Annotated in this window: 17 protein-coding genes; 12 read left to right on the top strand and 5 right to left on the bottom strand. The window is 66.7% G+C overall.

All coding sequences use genetic code 11. From position 1 onward, the window contains the following. The first annotated feature begins 135 nt into the window (after positions 1-135). The 5 genes from Q0263_RS09660 to thpD all read left to right on the top strand — a co-directional run bounded on the left by Q0263_RS09660 (position 136) and on the right by thpD (position 3,902). Complete coding sequence (locus Q0263_RS09660; RefSeq protein ID WP_298015558.1) at positions 136-672, top strand: MarR family transcriptional regulator; 537 nt, start codon at positions 136-138, stop codon at positions 670-672. Next, positions 669-1,196 (top strand): diaminobutyrate acetyltransferase, encoded by a 528-nt coding sequence (ectA, locus tag Q0263_RS09655; RefSeq protein ID WP_298015557.1) that lies wholly within the window; start codon positions 669-671, stop codon positions 1,194-1,196. The genes Q0263_RS09660 and ectA overlap by 4 nt, the downstream gene beginning before the upstream one ends. 39 nt (positions 1,197-1,235) lie before the next feature. After that, entirely contained in the window at positions 1,236-2,543 is a 1,308-nt protein-coding gene (gene ectB, locus Q0263_RS09650) for a diaminobutyrate--2-oxoglutarate transaminase (protein WP_298015556.1), read from the top strand. After that, a complete protein-coding gene (locus Q0263_RS09645) occupies positions 2,540-2,932 on the top strand; it encodes an ectoine synthase (RefSeq protein ID WP_298015555.1) in 393 nt (130 codons plus the stop codon). Before ectB ends, Q0263_RS09645 begins: the two co-directional genes overlap by 4 nt. A gap of 64 nt (positions 2,933-2,996) precedes the next feature. After that, positions 2,997-3,902 carry an ectoine hydroxylase gene (gene thpD, locus Q0263_RS09640; RefSeq protein WP_298015554.1) on the top strand — a complete coding sequence of 302 codons (906 nt, stop codon included), beginning with the start codon at positions 2,997-2,999 and terminating at the stop codon, positions 3,900-3,902. A gap of 15 nt (positions 3,903-3,917) precedes the next feature. On the opposite strand, the gene ehuA is transcribed toward thpD, so the two are convergent. The 4 genes from ehuA to ehuB form a co-directional block, all read right to left on the bottom strand. Then, the gene (gene ehuA / locus Q0263_RS09635; RefSeq protein WP_298015697.1) at positions 3,918-4,685 is read right to left on the bottom strand and encodes an ectoine/hydroxyectoine ABC transporter ATP-binding protein EhuA; all 768 of its coding nucleotides are present in this window, start codon (positions 4,683-4,685) and stop codon (positions 3,918-3,920) included. Positions 4,686-4,800: 115 nt separating this feature from the next. Continuing rightward, on the bottom strand, positions 4,801-5,496 hold the full coding sequence (gene ehuD, locus Q0263_RS09630; RefSeq protein WP_298015553.1) for an ectoine/hydroxyectoine ABC transporter permease subunit EhuD: 696 nt from the start codon (positions 5,494-5,496) through the stop codon (positions 4,801-4,803). A gap of 2 nt (positions 5,497-5,498) precedes the next feature. Further along, positions 5,499-6,170 carry an ectoine/hydroxyectoine ABC transporter permease subunit EhuC gene (gene ehuC, locus Q0263_RS09625; RefSeq protein ID WP_298015552.1) on the bottom strand — a complete coding sequence of 224 codons (672 nt, stop codon included), beginning with the start codon at positions 6,168-6,170 and terminating at the stop codon, positions 5,499-5,501. 13 nt (positions 6,171-6,183) lie between these two features. Beyond that, positions 6,184-7,044: an ectoine/hydroxyectoine ABC transporter substrate-binding protein EhuB gene (gene ehuB, locus Q0263_RS09620; RefSeq protein ID WP_298015551.1), complete on the bottom strand. Its 861-nt coding sequence runs from the start codon at positions 7,042-7,044 to the stop codon at positions 6,184-6,186. A 447-nt stretch (positions 7,045-7,491) separates the two neighbouring features. On the opposite strand from ehuB, the gene aroG reads away from it, so the two are divergent. The 6 genes from aroG (at position 7,492) to mnmA (ending at position 15,053) form a co-directional block, all read left to right on the top strand. Next, complete coding sequence (gene aroG / locus Q0263_RS09615) at positions 7,492-8,586, top strand: 3-deoxy-7-phosphoheptulonate synthase AroG (RefSeq protein ID WP_298015550.1); 1,095 nt, start codon at positions 7,492-7,494, stop codon at positions 8,584-8,586. A gap of 66 nt (positions 8,587-8,652) precedes the next feature. Beyond that, entirely contained in the window at positions 8,653-10,068 is a 1,416-nt protein-coding gene (locus tag Q0263_RS09610) for an FAD-linked oxidase C-terminal domain-containing protein (RefSeq protein WP_298015549.1), read from the top strand. 16 nt (positions 10,069-10,084) lie between these two features. Next, complete coding sequence (locus Q0263_RS09605) at positions 10,085-11,581, top strand: FAD-linked oxidase C-terminal domain-containing protein (RefSeq protein WP_298015548.1); 1,497 nt, start codon at positions 10,085-10,087, stop codon at positions 11,579-11,581. A gap of 9 nt (positions 11,582-11,590) precedes the next feature. Then, entirely contained in the window at positions 11,591-12,685 is a 1,095-nt protein-coding gene (glcE, locus tag Q0263_RS09600; RefSeq protein WP_298015547.1) for a glycolate oxidase subunit GlcE, read from the top strand. Between the two features lie 9 nt (positions 12,686-12,694). Continuing rightward, positions 12,695-13,924 (top strand): glycolate oxidase subunit GlcF, encoded by a 1,230-nt coding sequence (gene glcF / locus Q0263_RS09595; RefSeq protein WP_298015546.1) that lies wholly within the window; start codon positions 12,695-12,697, stop codon positions 13,922-13,924. A 22-nt stretch (positions 13,925-13,946) separates the two neighbouring features. After that, complete coding sequence (gene mnmA / locus Q0263_RS09590) at positions 13,947-15,053, top strand: tRNA 2-thiouridine(34) synthase MnmA (protein WP_298015696.1); 1,107 nt, start codon at positions 13,947-13,949, stop codon at positions 15,051-15,053. Between the two features lie 75 nt (positions 15,054-15,128). Here the strand turns inward: mnmA and Q0263_RS09585 are convergent, their stop codons facing one another. After that, entirely contained in the window at positions 15,129-15,743 is a 615-nt protein-coding gene (locus Q0263_RS09585) for a glutathione S-transferase N-terminal domain-containing protein (protein WP_298015545.1), read from the bottom strand. Between the two features lie 218 nt (positions 15,744-15,961). Here Q0263_RS09585 and purB point away from each other — a divergent pair, with 218 nt between their 5' ends. Beyond that, positions 15,962-17,338 (top strand): adenylosuccinate lyase, encoded by a 1,377-nt coding sequence (purB, locus tag Q0263_RS09580; RefSeq protein ID WP_298015544.1) that lies wholly within the window; start codon positions 15,962-15,964, stop codon positions 17,336-17,338.

Raw genomic sequence — 17,338 nt, 5'->3', positions numbered from 1 at the left:
GCGATCGGTCGTCCGTGGCGTGCTGCGCGGGCGGACTTGCGGCAGCGGCGACCGGCGAGCGGAAGTTTCTTGACCGATATGATTCATGGCCTTATCATTTCAACTGAAATTAATTTATCAGGATCTCGAATCGTCATGGATACACAAATGGATGCGCAGCAGGCTTACGACCTGCGTATCTTGCGGGCTCTGCGCCGGATCACCCGCGCCGTCGCCCTGCATTCCCGGCAGCTGTCGGCCTGCAGCCACATCACAGGCCCCCAGCTCATTTGCCTGCGCACCGTGATCGACAGGGGGCCGATGACCGCCACGGCCATCAGCCGCGAGGTCCACGTCAGCGCCAGCACCGTGGTCGGCATCCTGGATCGACTGGAAGACAAAGGTCTGATCGTTCGTGAACGCGGGCGGGCCGACCGCCGCATCGTCTTTGTCAGCGCCACCGACGCCGGGCGGCAGCTGGCCCACGACACGCCCTCGCCGCTGCAGCAGAAGCTGGCCGACTCGCTCAAGGCCTTGCCGGAACTCGAGCAGGCCACCATCACGCTGTCGCTGGAACGCGTCGTCGATCTGATTGAATCCGGCACGGGGCTCCCGCCCGGCGCCGATCCGCAGTCGCCCATGCTGGATGTGCCGATCACCGGGGTGGCGCCCGAATCCGGGTTGGTGGTTTGACTCGGGAGTCCGACCCACGCGGGGCGCCGCCGATCCGGCTGCGCCCGCCCTGCAGGGCCGATGGGCCGGCCTTGCATGCTCTGGTGGCGCGGTGTCCGCCGCTCGATCTGAATTCCGTCTATCTCTATCTGCTGCTGACGGAACATTTTTCCCGAACCTGCATCGTGGCCGAGGACGACCGTGGCGTCCTGGGCATGGTGTCGGCGTATTCGCCGCCCGGGCGTGACGACGTGCTGTTCGTCTGGCAGGTGGCTGTGGATCTTCGCGCGCGGGGCCTGGGCCTGGGGCTGCGGATGCTGCGGCAGTTGCTGCAGCGTCTCGGCGCACGCCCGGTCCGTTGGGTGGAAACCACCGTGGGGCCTGGCAATCAGGCGTCCCGGAGGCTGTTCGCCCGCCTGGCGGACCAGATGGACGCCCCCGTGCAAGAGTCGGCGCTGTTTGAATCGGCGCTTTTCGGGGCCGGCGCGCACGAGGCGGAACCGCTCCTGCGCATCGGCCCGCTTTCCTTGTCGGCAGTGAACTGAGTTGCTGTCGTCTATTCGAACGTCAACAAGGAGGAACCCATGGATTTGAAAATTTTTGACCGGATGGAGTCGGAAGTCCGAGGCTACATCCGGTCGTTTCCGGTGATTTTCGCCAAGGCGCGGGGGTCCGAGCTCTTCGATGAGGCGGGACAGCGCTATATCGATTTCTTCAGTGGCGCGGGCACGCTGAACTACGGTCACAACAATCCTGCCCTGCGCGAGCGGATGGTGGATTATCTGTCGTCCGATGGCGTGGTGCACGGCCTGGACATGGCCACCAGCGCGAAGAAGTACTTTCTGCAGACCATGGACCGGCTGATTCTCAAGCCGCGCGGCCTGGAATACACCCTGCAGTTCACCGGTCCGACCGGCACCAACGCGGTCGAGGCCGCCTTGAAGCTGGCGCGCCAGGTCAAGGGGCGACAGAACATCATTTCCTTCACCCACGGCTTTCATGGCGTCTCGGGCGGGTCCCTGGCGGCCACGGCCAACCAGAAATTCCGCAAGGCGGCGGGCATGGCCCTGGGCAACACCAGTTTCATGCCCTTCGACGGCTATTTCGGGCCGGACGTCAACACCATGGCGTATCTGGAGCGCATGCTCGACGACCCCAGCAGCGGTCTGGACCAGCCCGCCGCGGTGATCGTGGAAACTGTCCAGGGGGAAGGCGGCGTCAACGTCGCATCCCAGCACTGGCTGCGGGATCTGGAGCGCCTGTGCCGGCGGCACGACATGCTGCTGATCGTCGACGACATCCAGGTGGGCTGCGGGCGGACGGGCAATTTCTTCAGCTTCGAGACGGCCGGCATCTCGCCCGACATCGTCACGCTGTCGAAATCCCTGTCCGGCTTCGGACTGCCCATGTCGCTGGTGTTGTTCAAGCCGGAGCTGGACATCTGGGAACCGGGCGCCCACAGCGGCACGTTCCGGGGCAACAATCTGGCCTTCGTCACGGCGGCCCAGGCCATGGAAACCTATTGGTCGGATGCCGCCCTGTCGGAAAGCATCGCCGCCAAGGAACGCCTGGTGCGCGACTGGCTGGAGAACCTGGCGCACAGCTGCCGGGGAGCCGGCCTGGGCGTGCGCGGCCGCGGCCTGATCCAGGGTCTGGTGACGCCCGTGGGCGACGACCTGGCCAACCGGATCGCGCATCGCGCCTTCGAGCAGGGCGTGGTCATCGAGACGTCCGGCGCGCATGACGAGGTGCTGAAGGTCCTGCCGGCCTTGACGATTCCGTATGAGCAACTGGAGCAGGGGCTGGAGGTGATCGAGCGCAGCGCCAATGAAGTCCTGGCCTCGCTGGGCAAGCGGCCTCGCGTGCTGAAAGTCGCGGGAGGCCGCTCATGATCGTGCGCCATGTCAACGAGGTGCTCGGCACCGACCAGGAGATCGTCACCGACAACTGGACCAGCCGTCGCGTGCTGCTGGCCGACGACAGGATGGGGTTTTCCTTTCACGAGACGATCATCTTCCCTGGGACCGAAACCCACATCCATTACCAGAATCACCTGGAAGCCGTGTGGTGCATCGAGGGCGACGGTGAAATCGAAACCATCGCCGACGGCCGGAAGTATGCCCTGGGGCCGGGGGTGGTGTATGCCCTGGACCAGCACGACGAGCACTGGCTGCGCGGCGGCGTCGAGCCGCTGCGCGTGATCTGCGTCTTCAATCCGCCCCTGACGGGGCGCGAGGTGCATGACGCCTCGGGCGTCTACCCGCTGGAAGCCGCGGGATGAGTCCGGACACAGAGCCGTCCCTGCGGACGGCTCTGTGCCTGACGAATTTGTGAAGGAGGTATCTATGATGAAGGATTGTTATGTGTCCCGCACCGGCCGCGACGCGGCGCTGATTGCGCGGTGCGATCCCGTCATCTACGAAGGCGGCCGCTATGCCCGGGCGCTGGAGCAGGAACAATTGCAAGCGTATGAGCAGGACGGCTTTCTGATCCTGCCCGACGTATTCGATGCGTCCGAGGTCGGCGCCCTGCGCGAGGAAGCCGTCGCGCTGGAGCACGATCCCGCCGTGCGCGAGGGCGAGGAGGTCATCCGCGAACCGGGCGGCGACGCCCTGCGGTCGATCTTCCGGGTGCATGAGCTGGGCAGGCGCCTGGCCGATCTGCCCCGCGATCCGCGCCTGCTGGATGTGGCCCGCCAGATCCTGGGGTCCGAGGTCTACATCCATCAGTCGCGGGTCAATATGAAACCCGCGCTGGACGGCAAGGAGTTCTACTGGCATTCGGATTTCGAGACCTGGCACGTGGAAGACGGCATGCCGGCCATGCGGGCGCTCAGTTGTTCCGTGCTGCTGACGGACAACACGCCGTTCAACGGGCCTCTGATGCTGATTCCGGGATCGCACCGGCAGTTCGTGGCCTGCGTGGGGGAAACCCCCGAGGACAACTACAAGAAGTCGCTGCGCCGCCAGGAAGTCGGCGTGCCCGATCCGGTCAGCCTGCGCCTGCTGGCCGAGCAGGGCGGCCTGCGCGCGGTCACCGCGCCGGCGGGTTCGGTGGTGTTCTTCGATTGCAATACGCTGCATGGCTCCGGCGGCAATCTGTCGCCCTGGCCGCGCAGCAATGTGTTCATGGTCTACAACAGCGTGGACAACCGGCTGGTGGCGCCGTTTCACGGCATGGATCCCCGGCCCGAACACATCGCGGCCCGCCGCAGCGCTGCGGCGCTGGAGCCTCTGGCGGTGGCCGCTTAAGAAGGGCGGGAGCGTTCAGTTCCCCCCTTGCCGGGTTTCCAGGAAGTTCTTCAGGAAATCCCGGGTGCGCTCTTCCCGAGGATCCGTGAACATGACTTCGGGAGGCGCTTCCTCCACCACCACGCCCTTGTCGAAGAAGCAGACGCGGTCCGAGATCTGGCGGGCGAATTCCATTTCGTGCGTCACCAGCAGCATGGTCAGGTCATGTTCCTCGGTCAGGCGCTGGATCACGGTCAGCACCTCGCCCACCAGTTCGGGATCCAGCGCGGAGGTCGGTTCATCGAACAGCATGATGTTCGGCCGCGTCGCCAGGGCCCGGGCGATGGCCACGCGTTGCTGCTGGCCGCCCGAGAGCTGGCTGGGAAATTTTTCCGCATGCTCGGTCATGCCCACCAGATCCAGGTATTCGTAGGCCCGCTGGCGGGCTTCCTCGCGCGACAGGCCCAGCACGTGGATGGGGGATTCGGTGATGTTGCGCAGCACCGTCATGTGCGGGAACAGGTTGAACTGCTGGAACACCATGCCCATTTCCTTGCGCATCGTGCGCAGGTGGGCTTCGCTGGCGGGCACGGGCTGGTCGTCGCGGTATTCGTGCCATAGCGGTTTGCCCGCCACGTGGATGAGGCCGCCGTCGATTTTCTCCAGCGTCATCAAGATGCGCAGGACCGTCGATTTTCCGGATCCGGACGGGCCGATGATGGTGACTTTTTCACCCTTGGCGACCTGGAAGTCCAGTTCGTCAAGGACGATGGCGTCGCCGAAGCGCTTGACGACCTTGTCCATCACGATGATCGGGGATGCCGATCCGGCGGGCGCCGCGCTTGCCGTTGCGGGGGGGGAAGGGGATGCGTTCGTCAAAAGAGTCTCCTGAAGCTTGTGGGGAGCGGGCCGGGCGCGTTCACCCGCGCAGGGGAATGCCGCGCTTGGGCAGGTGTTCGTCCAGATAGCGCACGCCGGCCGAGGCGATCAGGGTGAGGATCAGGTAGAGCGCGCCGACCATGGTCAGCGGCACCATGTAGTTGAAGCTGCGGTCGCCGATGATGCGGGCCACGTTCAGCATTTCCAGGATGGACACCACGGACAGGACGGGTACGTCCTTCATGATGGACACCAGGTAATTGCCCAGGGCCGGAATGATGCGCGGGATGGCCTGCGGCAGGATGATGACGCCGAAGGTGCGCAGCGGCGAAATGTCCAGGGCGCGGGCGGCTTCGGTCTGGCCGTGGGTGATCGATTCCAGGCCGGCGCGGTAGACTTCCGACATATAGGCGCTGTACTGCACGCCCAGCGCCAGGGCGCCCGTCAGGAAGGCCGGCAGCACCAGGCCGTATTCGGGCAGCACGTAGTACAGGAAGAACAGCTGCACCAGCAGCGGGGTGTCGCGCAGGAACTCCGTCAGCAGGCGCGCCGGCCAGGCGATCACGCGCAGGCGGGCGCTCTTGAGCGCGGCCAGGACCAGGCCCAGGGCCGCTCCCACCACGAAGCCCAGCAGCGTGGCTTCGATCGTCACGACCAGGCCGCGCAGCAGGATGGGCAGGATGGACCAGGCGAAGACCCAGTCGTTGGCGGTGTTCCATTCGATGCCGAACAGCATGGTCAGGTCCTCCGGCTGCGCCAGCGGCCGACGCGGGTTTCCAGGGTGCGCATGAGGCCCGCCAGCACCAGCGCCATGCCGAAGTACATCAGCAGCAGCAAGGTATAGACGGACACGCTGTCCTGGGTGAAATTGCGGATGCGTTCCGCCTGGAAGGCCATGTCGCCCAGGCCGATCAGCGAGACCAGCGCCGTATCCTTCAGGTTCTGCACCGCCAGGTTGCTGAAGCTGGGCAGCATTTCGGGGACGGCCTGGGGCAGGGCGATGCGCCACAGGGTCTGCCGGGGCGTGAAATCCAGGGCCTTGGCGGCTTCGTACTGGTTGCGCGGGACCGCCTGGATGGCGCCGCGCACGACTTCAGCCCCGTAGGCGCCGATGTTCAGGCTGAGCGCCAGGGTGCCGGCCACGACCGGCGGCAGGCGCAGATCGATGCCCAGCGCCTGGCCCAGGACGGGCAGGGCGAAGAACAGCCAGAACAGCTGCACCAGCAGGGATGTGCCTCGGAAGACTTCGATCAGCGCGATGGACGTCCAGCGCCATGGCCGGTTGCGCGACAGGCGCCCGATGCCGAACAGGAAGGAGAACAGGCCCCCCAGGATGGTGGAGTACAGGGTCAGTTCGATCGTGACCCTGGCCCCCATCATCAAGGGGGTCAGATAGGCCAGCCAGTCCATGACGGGAGGCGGCTCAGCCCTTGCACAGCTGGGCGGTGCTGCGGTCGAAGGACTTGGCCGCGTCCTCGGACGAGAAGCCGTACTGGGTCATGATCTTCTTCCAGTCGTCGGTCTTCTTGAATTTGGCCAGCTCCTTGTTGACGGCGTCGCGCAGCGCCGTGGAGTCCTTGGCGAAGGCGAAGCCGCCCCAGCTGCGCACCGGCTGGCCGTCGACCACGGGGTCCTTGAAGTGCTGCGCGGCTTCCACCTTGCCTTTGCCCTTGTCCGCCAGCTGGCCCACCGTCAGGCTGGTGGCGGCATAGCCGTCGGCTCGTCCTGTCGAGACCGTCGAGATCGCGTCGGCGTTGCTGGAGATCGTCACGATCCGGTCGGCGGGGACCTTCAAGGCCTGCAGCATTTCCAGCTGATCCGCGCCGGCCATGATGGCGATCTTGTTGCTCGATTTGGCGAAGCTCGCGTAGTCGTGGATGTTCTTCGGGTTGCCCTCGGCCACCAGCAGGCCTTCGCCGTAGGAGCTATTGGGTTCGGAAAACGCGATCTGCTGGCAGCGCTGCGGCAGGATGGCCATTTCGGCGGCGACCATGTCGTAGCGGTCGGCCTGCAGCCCCGGAATCAGAGAGCCGAAGCTGGTCGTGGTCCATTGGATGTTCTTGATGCCCAGGGCCTTGGCGATGTGCGCGGCGACGTCGGGGCCGGCGCCCTTGGCCTGGCCGCTCAGGTCCATGTACCCGTAGGGGATTTCATTGGCGACCGCGATGCGGATCGTGCCGGATTTCTGGATGGCCGCCAGGTCGGCGGCCTGGGCGGTCGCCGCCAGGCCCAGAGCGCCGGCGGTGAAGGCGGCAGTCAGACAGGTTTGCAGTGCTTTCTTCATATGAGTCTCCTGGTTCTGCGAGGGAGGCGCGGGTGTGCGGCCCGGCGAGTCCCTCTCTATGGACAGGTTATGTATGCACGTCAAATAATTGTTGTGCGAACGATACATTATAGAATGATTAGTGTACTAATCAATTTACGAAGAATGAATCGGCGGATGCGCCAGGTCCGGAAATGGGCGGCGGGTCGGCGCCGTCCCGGTCGGACTGACGAACGTTTCCCAGTGCGCGCCGCCGCAGTTCTTGCCTGCCTCTTTTCGCTGTGCTAGGATTATTGAATGCACGCGATCCCCTATTTCTTTTATTTTTTTACGTTTCCAACGCCGCTGGTGCTGGAAGGGAATCGCTGTACATCCAGGTAGTCAACAAATTCCCCAAAAGCCGCCGGCGCTGCCAGGCGGCTTTTTTGTTGTCGCCCCGGGCCCCGGATTCATGATTGGAGCAAGACCGTGTCACACAATACCGATGATATTCGCATCCGAGAAATCCGCGAGCTGGCCCCGCCCGCCCATGTGATGCGTGAATTTCCCTGCACACCGGCGATTTCGCGCACGGTGCACGACGCTCGGCGCGCCGTCCACGAAGTGCTGACGGGGGAAGACGACCGGCTGGTGGTGGTGATCGGGCCCTGCTCCATCCATGACACGCAGGCGGCGATGGAATATGCCCGGCGGCTCGCCGAACAGCGCCAGCGGTTTTCGGCGGACCTGGAAATCATCATGCGGGTGTATTTCGAGAAACCCCGCACCACGGTGGGCTGGAAGGGGCTGATCAACGATCCCGGCCTGGATGGCAGCTTCGACATCAACCAGGGCCTGCGCACCGCGCGCGAGCTGCTGATCGACGTCAATGCCCTGGGCCTGCCCGCGGGCTGCGAATTCCTGGACATGATCACGCCGCAGTACATCGCCGATCTGGTGTCCTGGGGGGCCATCGGCGCCCGCACCACCGAAAGCCAGGTGCACCGCGAACTGGCGTCCGGGCTGTCCTGCCCGGTGGGCTTCAAGAACGGCACCACGGGGGACACGCGCATCGCCATCGACGCCTTGAAGGCGGCCTCCAATTCCCATTATTTCCTGTCGGTCACCAAGGGCGGCCATTCGGCCATCGTGGCCACGCGCGGCAACGAGGACTGCCACGTGATCCTGCGCGGCGGCAAGACGCCCAACTACCAGGCCGAATTCGTGCAGGCCGCGGCCGAGGCCCTGGACAAGGCGGGCATGCGCCAGCGCGTCATGGTCGATGCCAGCCACGCCAACAGCCATAAGGATTACACCCGGCAGCCGGAAGTCATCGAGGACATCTGCCGCCAGGTCGAAGGCGGCGACGCGCGTCTGTTCGGCGTCATGGTCGAAAGCCATCTGGTCGGCGGACGCCAGGATCTGGTCGCGGGCCGCCCCTTGGTGTATGGTCAGAGCATTACCGACGGCTGCGTGGACTGGGACGTGTCGGTGTCGCTGCTGGAGCGCCTGGCCGCCGCCGTCCAGGCCCGCCGCCAGAAACTTTCCCGGGCGCGTTCCGAATCGGTCGGCAGCGCCGCCTGATCCGCTCCCGGCAGGCCGGCCGCCGGCCGCCGGCCGCCGGGGCCCACCCGTCTGTTTTCAGGATCGATGATGGATATCTCGTCGTTTGCGCCGCAGCCGCGTCCCTTGCCGGCCGGCTTCCTGTCCGCCTTGCAGGACCATTTCGGCGAGCGCTGCTCGACAGCGCAGTCCGTGCGCGACCACCATGGCCGCGACGAATCCCCGTATCCCCCCATGCTGCCCGACGCGGTGGTGTTCGCGCAGTCGGTGGACGACGTCGTCTGGGTGGCGCGGCATTGCCACGCCCATGACGTCGCCCTGATTCCCTATGGGGCGGGTTCTTCGCTGGAGGGCCACCTGCTGGCCGTCCAGGGCGGGGTCAGCCTGGACCTGTCGGGCATGAATCGCATCCTGACGGTGCATGCGGAAGACTTCACGGCCACGGTGCAGGCGGGCGTGACTCGCAAGCAGCTGAACGAATCGCTGCGCGACACCGGCCTGTTCTTCCCTATCGATCCGGGGGCCGATGCCAGCCTGGGCGGCATGTCGGCGACCCGCGCCTCGGGCACCAATGCCGTGCGCTACGGCACCATGCGCGAGAACGTCATGTCGCTGAAAGTCGTGACTGCGGACGGCCGGGTGATCGAGACCGCCAACCGGGCGCGGAAGTCCTCCGCCGGCTACGACCTGACGCGCCTGTTCGTGGGCAGCGAGGGCACGCTGGGCATCATCGTGGAAGTCACCGTGCGCCTGTATCCGCAGCCCGAAGCCATTTCGGCCGCCATCTGCAACTTCCCCGACCTGGATTCGGCCGTGCGCAGCGTCATCGACGTCATCCAGATGGGCATTCCGGTGGCCCGGGTCGAATTCATGGATGCCGGGGCGGTGCGCGCCACCAATCTGTACAGCCGCCTGACGCTACGCGAATCGCCGCTGCTCCTGTTCGAATTCCACGGCAGCCCCGCCGCCGTGCGGGAACAGGCCGAGTCCGTCCAGCAGATCACGCGCGAGCACGGCGGGCAGGATTTCGACTGGGCGGAACGCCCCGAGGACCGCAGTCGCCTCTGGACGGCGCGGCACAATGCCTATTTCGCCGGCCTGGGGCTGCGGCCCGGCTGCCGGGCCAGCACCACGGATGTCTGCGTGCCCATTTCCCGGCTGGCCGAATGCGTGGGCGAAACCGCCCGTGAACTGGACCAGGCGTCGTTTCCCTATACCATCGTCGGCCACGTCGGAGACGGCAATTTCCACGTCCTGATGCTGCTGGACGCCGACAGCCAGGCCGAATGGGCGGAATCCGAACGGCTCAATCAGCGATTGGTGGAGCGCGCCATCGCGATGGAAGGCACCTGCACCGGCGAGCATGGCGTGGGCCTGCACAAGCAGGCTTTCATGCAGGCGGAACACGGCGCCGATGCCCTGGACGTCATGCGGTCCCTGAAAGCCGCGCTGGATCCCCGCAATATCCTCAATCCGGGCAAGATGCTGCCGCCGGCAGCCTGAATCCAAAGGACCTTTCATGGACGTTGCTTCTCCGGCCATCGCATCGCAGGCCATCGTGCCGGATTTCCCCGGCTTCCTGGCCAGCATCGGAGCCGAACTGCCGGCGCACTGCATCCTGACCCGGGTGGATCAGACCCGGGCCTACGAGTGCGACGGGCTGGCCCTGTACCGGGAATTGCCCCCGGTCGTGGTGCTGCCTGAAAACGAGGCCCAGGTCATCGCGCTGCTGAAGGCCTGCCGCGAACACAATGTGCCGGTCGTGCCCCGAGGATCGGGCACCGGCCTGTCCGGGGGGGCGACTCCGCATCCCCAGGGCGTGGTGATCGGCCTGGCCAAGCTGAACCGCATCGTGCGCCTGGATCCGCAGTCCTGCACTGCCGTGGTCGGCCCCGGGGTGCGCAACCTGGCGATTTCCGAAGCCGCCGCGCCGCACGGCCTGTACTATGCGCCCGATCCGTCCAGCCAGATCGCCTGTTCGATCGGCGGCAACGTCGCGGAAAATTCCGGCGGTGTGCATTGCCTGAAATATGGCTTGACCGTGCACAACGTCCTGCGCGTGCGCATGGTCACGATCGAGGGCGAGGTCGTCGAGCTGGGCGGCGAGGCCCCCGATGCGCCGGGCCTGAACCTGCTGCAGGCCTTCATCGGGTCCGAGGGCATGCTGGGCCTGGTGACCGAAGTCACCGTGCGCCTGATTCCGCGTCCGCAGCTGGCCCGCGTGGTGATGGCCAGCTTCCCCAGCGTCGAGTTGGCCGGGCAGGGCGTCACGCGGGTGATTGCCGACGGCATCATCCCGGCGGGCCTGGAACTGATGGACAAGCGCTCGGTGCACATGGTCGAACCCTTCGTGCAGGCCGGCTACGACCTGGATGCCGAAGCCATCCTGCTGTGCGAATCCGACGGCACGCCCGACGAGGTGGCCGAGGAAATCAGCCGCGTCGAAGCCCTGCTGCGGGAAGTGGGCGCGACCCGCCTGCAGGTGTCCGAATCCGAGGCCGAGCGCCTGAAGTTCTGGGCCGGGCGCAAGAACGCCTTCCCGGCCGCCGGACGCATTTCGCCCGATTACTATTGCATGGACGGCACCATTCCGCGCCGCCACCTGGGGAGGGTGCTGAGCGCCATCACCGGGATGGAGACGCAGTTCGGCCTGCGCTGCTCGAACGTCTTCCATGCCGGGGACGGCAATCTGCACCCGCTCATCCTGTTCGATGCCAACCAGCCCGACGAGGTCGAGCGCGCCGAGGCCTTCGGCGCCGCCATCCTGGAACTCTGTGTCGAGGTCGGCGGCACCATCACGGGCGAACACGGCGTGGGCATCGAGAAGATCAACCAGATGTGCACGCAGTTCTCCCGCGAGGAACTGGATGCCTTCTCGGCCTTCAAGCGCGCCTTCGATCCCTATGGCCTGCTCAATCCCCTGAAGCTGATCCCCACGCTGGTGCGCTGCGCCGAGTATGGAAAAATGCACGTGCATCAGGGCGAGCTGCGCTTTCCCGACATCCCCCGTTTCTGAAGTGGTCCCATGGAATTCGTCCTGTCTGAACTGAGCGAGCAGGTGGTCACGGCGCGAGCCGCCAAAAGATCCCTGATCATCCGGGGCGGCGGCACCCGCCTGTTCTATGGCGAACCCGTCCCCGACGACGACACCGTCGGCCGGCTCGATCTGTCCGCCTATCACGGGGTGGTCGGCTACGAGCCGTCCGAACTGGTCCTGACCGCCCGGGCGGGCACGCCCCTGGCGGACATCGAATCGCTGCTGGCCGAGCAGGAACAGATGCTGGCCTTCGAGCCGCCGCGTTTCGGAGCCGCGGGCACCCTGGGCGGCTGCGTGGCGGCCGGCCTGTCGGGACCGCGCCGGATGGCGGCGGGCGCCCTGGCGGATTTCGTCCTGGGCGCGCGCCTGCTCAATGCCGACGGCAATGTGCTGCGTTTTGGCGGCGAGGTCATGAAGAACGTGGCCGGTTACGACGTCTCCCGCCTGCTGGCCGGGTCGCTGGGGGTGCTGGGCGCCCTGGTGGAGGTCTCCATCAAGGTCGTTCCCCGGCCCCGCAGCGAGGCCACCCGGGCGCTGGAACTCGACGAGGCGGACGCCTTGCGCCAGTGCCTGCGGTGGCGGTCCCGGCCGATTCCCGTGTCGGCGACGGCCTGGGTGCCGGGCGAAGCGGCCGGGGCGGGGCGCCTGCTGGTCCGCCTGTCGGGCAATGAGTCGGCCGTGCGCCAGGGCCAGGAGGCCATCGGCGGCGACGCGGTGGCCGACGATGAGGCGCAGGCGTTCTGGCTGGGCCTGCGCGATCAGACCCATGCCTTCTTCCGCCAGCGTCCCCTGTGGCGGCTCAGCCTGCCGCCGCGCGCGCCCGCCCTGGACCTGGGGCCGACCCTGCACGAATGGGGCGGCGGCCTGCGCTGGCTGGCCGGCGAGCAGGATGCCGAGGCCTTGCGGGCTCGGGTGCAGGCCCTGGGCGGTTCCGCCTGCCTGTACCACCGCGGCGGGGTATCCCGCGACGTGGCGACCTTTCATCCCCTGGCGGCCGGCGTGATGCAGATCCACCGGCGGCTCAAACAGGAATTCGATCCCAGCAGCGTCTTCAATCCGCGCCGCCTGGTGCCCGAATTCTAAGGACACATCATGCAAACCCAACTTGCCGACTGGGCGCAAGGCACGGATTTCGGCCAGGAGGCCGATGCCGTCCTGCGCCGCTGCGTCCATTGCGGCTTCTGTCTGGCGACCTGTCCCACCTACCAGATCCTGGGCGACGAGCTCGACAGCCCGCGCGGACGCATCTACCAGATCAAGCAGGTGCTGGAAGGCGTCCAGCCCACCTACGTCACGCAGCAGCACCTGGACCGCTGCCTGACGTGCCGCAATTGTGAAACCACCTGTCCTTCGGGCGTGGAATACGGGAAGCTGGTGGACATCGGCCGCCAGCTGGTCAGCGAGCGGGTCCAGCGCCCCTGGCACCAGCGCCTGCTGCGCAAGGCCTTGCGGCGCCTGATGCTGTCGCCGGCTTTCGGCCCCCTGTACCGCCTGGGCCGCTGGGTCCGCCCCGTCCTGCCGGCCGTTCTGCAGGGCAAGATCGCCGTGCCCAGGCCGGCGGGGGCCTTGCCCGCGCAGGCGCGGCGCCATGCCCGCCAGGTGCTGATGCTCAGCAACTGCGTGCAGCCCGCCATGATGCCGTCCATCGACGCCGCCACGCAGCGCGTCCTGGACGCCGTGGGGGTGGGCGCGCGCTTCGCGGCCGGGTCGGGCTGCTGCGGCGCCATCAACTTCCACCTGGACGCCCAGGAAGAAGCCCGCCAGCAGATGCGGGCGAACGTGGATGCCTGGCTGCCCCTGCTGGAATCCGGCCAGGTCGAGGCCGTGGTGGTCAATGCGTCCGGGTGCGGAGGCATGATCAAGGACTACGCCCACCACCTGCAGCATGATCCGGCCTATGCCGAGCGTGCCGCGCGGCTGATGCCCTACGTGAAGGACATCGCCGAGTTCCTGGCGCCCATGGCGGCGGACGTGCGCGCGAAAATGCGCCGCGCGCCGGGCCGCAGCGCCTTCCATCCGCCCTGCACCCTGCAGCACTGGCAAGGCCTGCGCCCGCTGACCGAACGCCTGCTGGCGGACCTGGGCTTCGATCTGCAAGCCTTCGGCGAATCCCATCTGTGCTGCGGCTCGGCCGGCACCTATTCCATCACCCAGCCGGCCTTGTCCAAATCCCTGAGGGACCGCAAGCTGCAGGCCATCCAGGAAACCCTGCCCGATACCATCGTGTCGTCGAACATCGGCTGCATCTGCCATCTGCAAAGCGGCACGGATACGCCGGTGCGGCACTGGATCGAAACCGTGGACGAGGCGATGCATGGCTGATGCGGGCATGCTGGAAGCCGCCATGCCGGCCCCCGGGGCGCGGATCGTGGTGGGGATGTCGGGCGGGGTGGATTCCTCCGTCACGGCCTGGCTGCTGAAGCAGCAGGGCTATCAGGTCATCGGCCTGTTCATGAAGAACTGGGAAGACGACGATGACAGCGAGTACTGCTCGTCGCGCCAGGACTGGCTGGATGCGGCCAGCGTGGCCGACGTGGTCGGAGTCGACATCGAGGCCGTCAATTTCGCCGCCGAATACAAGGACCGGGTCTTCGCCGAGTTCCTGCGGGAATATTCGGCGGGCCGCACGCCCAATCCTGATGTGCTGTGCAATGCGGAAATCAAGTTCAAGGCCTTCCTGGATCACGCCATGAGCCTGGGGGCGGACTATATCGCCACGGGCCACTACGCCCGGGTGCGGCGCGTCCGGACGGCGGACGGCCCGCGCACCCAGCTGCTGAAGGCCGTCGACGCCAGCAAGGATCAGAGCTATTTCCTGCATCGCCTGAATCAGGCGCAGTTGGCCCGCACGGTCTTTCCCCTGGGGGAAATCCGCAAGACCGAGGTCCGCCGCATCGCCCACGAGATCGGCCTGCCCAATGCGGCCAAGAAAGACTCCACGGGCATCTGTTTCATCGGCGAACGGCCTTTCCGCGAATTCCTGAACCGCTACCTGCCCACGCGGCCGGGGCCCATGCGGACCCCGGAAGGCCAGGACCTGGGGAGGCACCAGGGCCTGGCCTTCTACACGCTGGGCCAGCGCAAGGGCCTGGGGATCGGCGGGGTGCGGGGCGCCCAGCGCGACGACGGCACGGCGGACGCCTGGTACGTGGCCCGCAAGGACCTGGCCGCCAATGTCCTGTACGTCGTGCAGGGCCACGATCATCCCTGGCTGCTGACGCCGACGTTGACCGCCCAGGACGCCAGCTGGGTGGCGGGCGAGCCCCCCGCGCCCGGCGCCTATGGGGCCAAGACCCGCTATCGCCAGGCCGATGCGGCGTGCGCGCTGACGGTGCGCGACGCCGGGGCCTTCGAACTGTCGTTCGATGACGCCCAGTGGGCGGTCACGCCGGGACAGTCGGCCGTGCTGTATGACGGCGACGTCTGCCTGGGCGGCGGCGTGATCGCGTAGCGCTGATCGTACGGTTTGCCGGTCCGGAAAAGCATCAGGCCTCCGTGGAGGCCTGATGCGCGTTCGCCGGTCGGCTCAGGCGGCCGGCGGCCGAGTGGACACGAAGGAGGGCCGGGCGTCCAGCTTTTCAGCCAGCCGGGCCAGGTTGGCGTGATGGGCGCGCCAGTTCAGATCGGGACTGCGCAGGTCCAGATAGCCCAGGGCCGCGCCCACGGCGATGTCCGCCAGGCACAGGTTCACGCCCGTGCAATAGGGCTGTTCGCCCAGCAGGCCGTTCATGTAGTCCAGCGCCGCGTGGATCTTGGCGGTCTGGCGCTTGACCCAGTCGGCGCTGCGCTGCGGTTCCGGGCGTCGATGGGTCTCCATGAAGGCCGCGGCGGCGGCGTCCATGATGCCGTCGGCCGTGGCTTCCCAGCGTTTGACGGCGACCCGTTCGCGGCCCGGGGGCGGAATCAGGCGCCCGACCGGCGAGAGCGTGTCCAGGTATTCGACGATCACGCGCGAATCGAACAGGGCTTCGTTCTCGTCCAGGATCAGACAGGGAACCTTGCCCAGGGGGTTGTAGGCGGTGGTCTGCGTGTTGGACGACCAGGGGTCGTCCAAAACCAGTTCGTAGTCGAGTTTTTTCTCTGCCAGCACGATCCGGACTTTGCGGACGTAGGGGCTGGTCAGGGAACCGATCAATCTCATGGCAAACCGGGGGTAGTCTAAGGCTCAAAAAGTATATCAGGGCCGGGCCGTGATCCGGGCGCCGGGCCGGCCAGATCCCGTTTTTGAGGGGATTGGGCGGGCAGGTGTGGTATATCCGCCCAAAGCCTTGACACCGGGGGTGAATGTTAGAATCGCAGCTTGGCCGGGTTGCCGGCTTTCTCCCGGGCCGCTGGCCGCCCCTTCATTCATTATCCAACATGCAGATCGATTCCACCTTGAGCGCCCTGAACGCGCTGTCGCCCCTGGATGGGCGCTATGCGGCGAAAGCCGATTCCTTGCGGCCCTTTCTGTCGGAAGCCGGTTTCATGGCGCATCGCGTCGAGGTCGAGATCGCCTGGCTGATCGGTCTGTCGGATGCCGGCCTGCCGGAACTGCCCGCCTTTTCGCCGGCCGCGCGGTCACGGCTGCAGGCCCTGGTGCGGGACTTTTCCGAAAGCGACGCCGCCCGCATCAAGGCCATCGAGCGCACCACCAATCACGACGTGAAGGCCGTGGAATACTGGCTGAAGGAACAGGTGGCCGACGATGCGGAACTGTCCCGGGCCGCCGAATTCATCCATTTTTCCTGCACCTCGGAAGACATCAACAACACCTCGCATGCCCTGATGCTGGGCCGGGCCCGTTCGCAGGCGGTCGTGCCGGCGCTGGAATCGGTCGTGGCGCGGCTGCGCGAACTGGCCCGCCAGCATGCCGACCAGCCGCTGCTGTCGCGCACGCACGGCCAGCCGGCGACGCCCAGCACCATGGGCAAGGAACTGGCCAACGTGGTCGCCCGCCTGGACCGCGCCCTGGACGCCATCCGCGCCGTGCAGCCCCTGGCGAAGATGAACGGCGCCACCGGCAACTACAACGCGCACCTGGCCGCCTATCCGGACATCGACTGGCCCGCCTTCGCCGGCGGGGTGCTGGGCGGCCTGGGCCTGACCCAGAATCCCTATTCGATCCAGATCGAGCCGCACGACTGGATGGCCGCGCTGTTCGACGCCATCGCCCGCGCCAACACCATCCTGCTGGACCTGAACCGGGACGTCTGGGGCTACATCGCCCTGGGGTATTTCAAGCAGCGCCTGAAGGACGGCGAGGTCGGCTCGTCCACCATGCCGCACAAGGTCAACCCCATCGACTTCGAGAACTCCGAAGGCAACCTGGGCCTGGCCAACGCCATGCTGCGCCACCTGTCGGAAAAGCTGCCGGTCTCGCGCTGGCAGCGCGACCTGACCGACTCCACGGTGCTGCGCAACCTGGGCGTCGCCCTGGGCTACAGCCTGGTGGCCTACGACGCCTGCCTGCGCGGCCTGGGCAAGCTGGAACTGAACGCCGCCGCCATCGACGCCGACATCGACGCCTGCTGGGAGATCCTGGCCGAGCCCGTGCAGACGGTCATGCGCCGCTACGGCCTGCCGCAGCCCTATGAACAGCTCAAGGCCCTGACGCGCGGCAAGGGCATCACCCAGGACGCCCTGCGCGAATTCATCACCGGCCTGGATCTGCCGGCCGAACCCAAGGCCCGCCTGCTGGCCATGACGCCGCGCAGCTACATCGGGCTGGCCGCCCAGCTGGCCCGGGCGATCTGA

Origin of the sequence: uncultured Castellaniella sp., assembly GCF_937988725.1 — a bacterium.
GTDB lineage: Bacteria > Pseudomonadota > Gammaproteobacteria > Burkholderiales > Burkholderiaceae_B > Castellaniella.
The sequence above is the reverse complement of the archived record's forward strand: the minus strand, read 5'-3'. Positions and strand labels throughout refer to the sequence as shown.

What these genes read in the sequence shown, in the direction of transcription:
- Q0263_RS09660 (WP_298015558.1), top strand. Translation starts at nt 136, where the DNA reads ATGGATACACAAATGGATGCGCAGCAGGCTTACGACCTGCGTATCTTG.
- ectB (WP_298015556.1), top strand. Translation starts at nt 1,236, where the DNA reads ATGGATTTGAAAATTTTTGACCGGATGGAGTCGGAAGTCCGAGGCTAC.
- Q0263_RS09645 (WP_298015555.1), top strand. Translation starts at nt 2,540, where the DNA reads ATGATCGTGCGCCATGTCAACGAGGTGCTCGGCACCGACCAGGAGATC.
- thpD (WP_298015554.1), top strand. Translation starts at nt 2,997, where the DNA reads ATGATGAAGGATTGTTATGTGTCCCGCACCGGCCGCGACGCGGCGCTG.
- ehuA (WP_298015697.1), bottom strand. Translation starts at nt 4,685, where the DNA reads ATGGACAAGGTCGTCAAGCGCTTCGGCGACGCCATCGTCCTTGACGAA.
- ehuD (WP_298015553.1), bottom strand. Translation starts at nt 5,496, where the DNA reads ATGCTGTTCGGCATCGAATGGAACACCGCCAACGACTGGGTCTTCGCC.
- ehuC (WP_298015552.1), bottom strand. Translation starts at nt 6,170, where the DNA reads ATGGACTGGCTGGCCTATCTGACCCCCTTGATGATGGGGGCCAGGGTC.
- ehuB (WP_298015551.1), bottom strand. Translation starts at nt 7,044, where the DNA reads ATGAAGAAAGCACTGCAAACCTGTCTGACTGCCGCCTTCACCGCCGGC.
- Q0263_RS09610 (WP_298015549.1), top strand. Translation starts at nt 8,653, where the DNA reads ATGATGGATATCTCGTCGTTTGCGCCGCAGCCGCGTCCCTTGCCGGCC.
- Q0263_RS09605 (WP_298015548.1), top strand. Translation starts at nt 10,085, where the DNA reads ATGGACGTTGCTTCTCCGGCCATCGCATCGCAGGCCATCGTGCCGGAT.
- glcE (WP_298015547.1), top strand. Translation starts at nt 11,591, where the DNA reads ATGGAATTCGTCCTGTCTGAACTGAGCGAGCAGGTGGTCACGGCGCGA.
- glcF (WP_298015546.1), top strand. Translation starts at nt 12,695, where the DNA reads ATGCAAACCCAACTTGCCGACTGGGCGCAAGGCACGGATTTCGGCCAG.
- mnmA (WP_298015696.1), top strand. Translation starts at nt 13,947, where the DNA reads ATGCCGGCCCCCGGGGCGCGGATCGTGGTGGGGATGTCGGGCGGGGTG.
- Q0263_RS09585 (WP_298015545.1), bottom strand. Translation starts at nt 15,743, where the DNA reads ATGAGATTGATCGGTTCCCTGACCAGCCCCTACGTCCGCAAAGTCCGG.
- purB (WP_298015544.1), top strand. Translation starts at nt 15,962, where the DNA reads ATGCAGATCGATTCCACCTTGAGCGCCCTGAACGCGCTGTCGCCCCTG.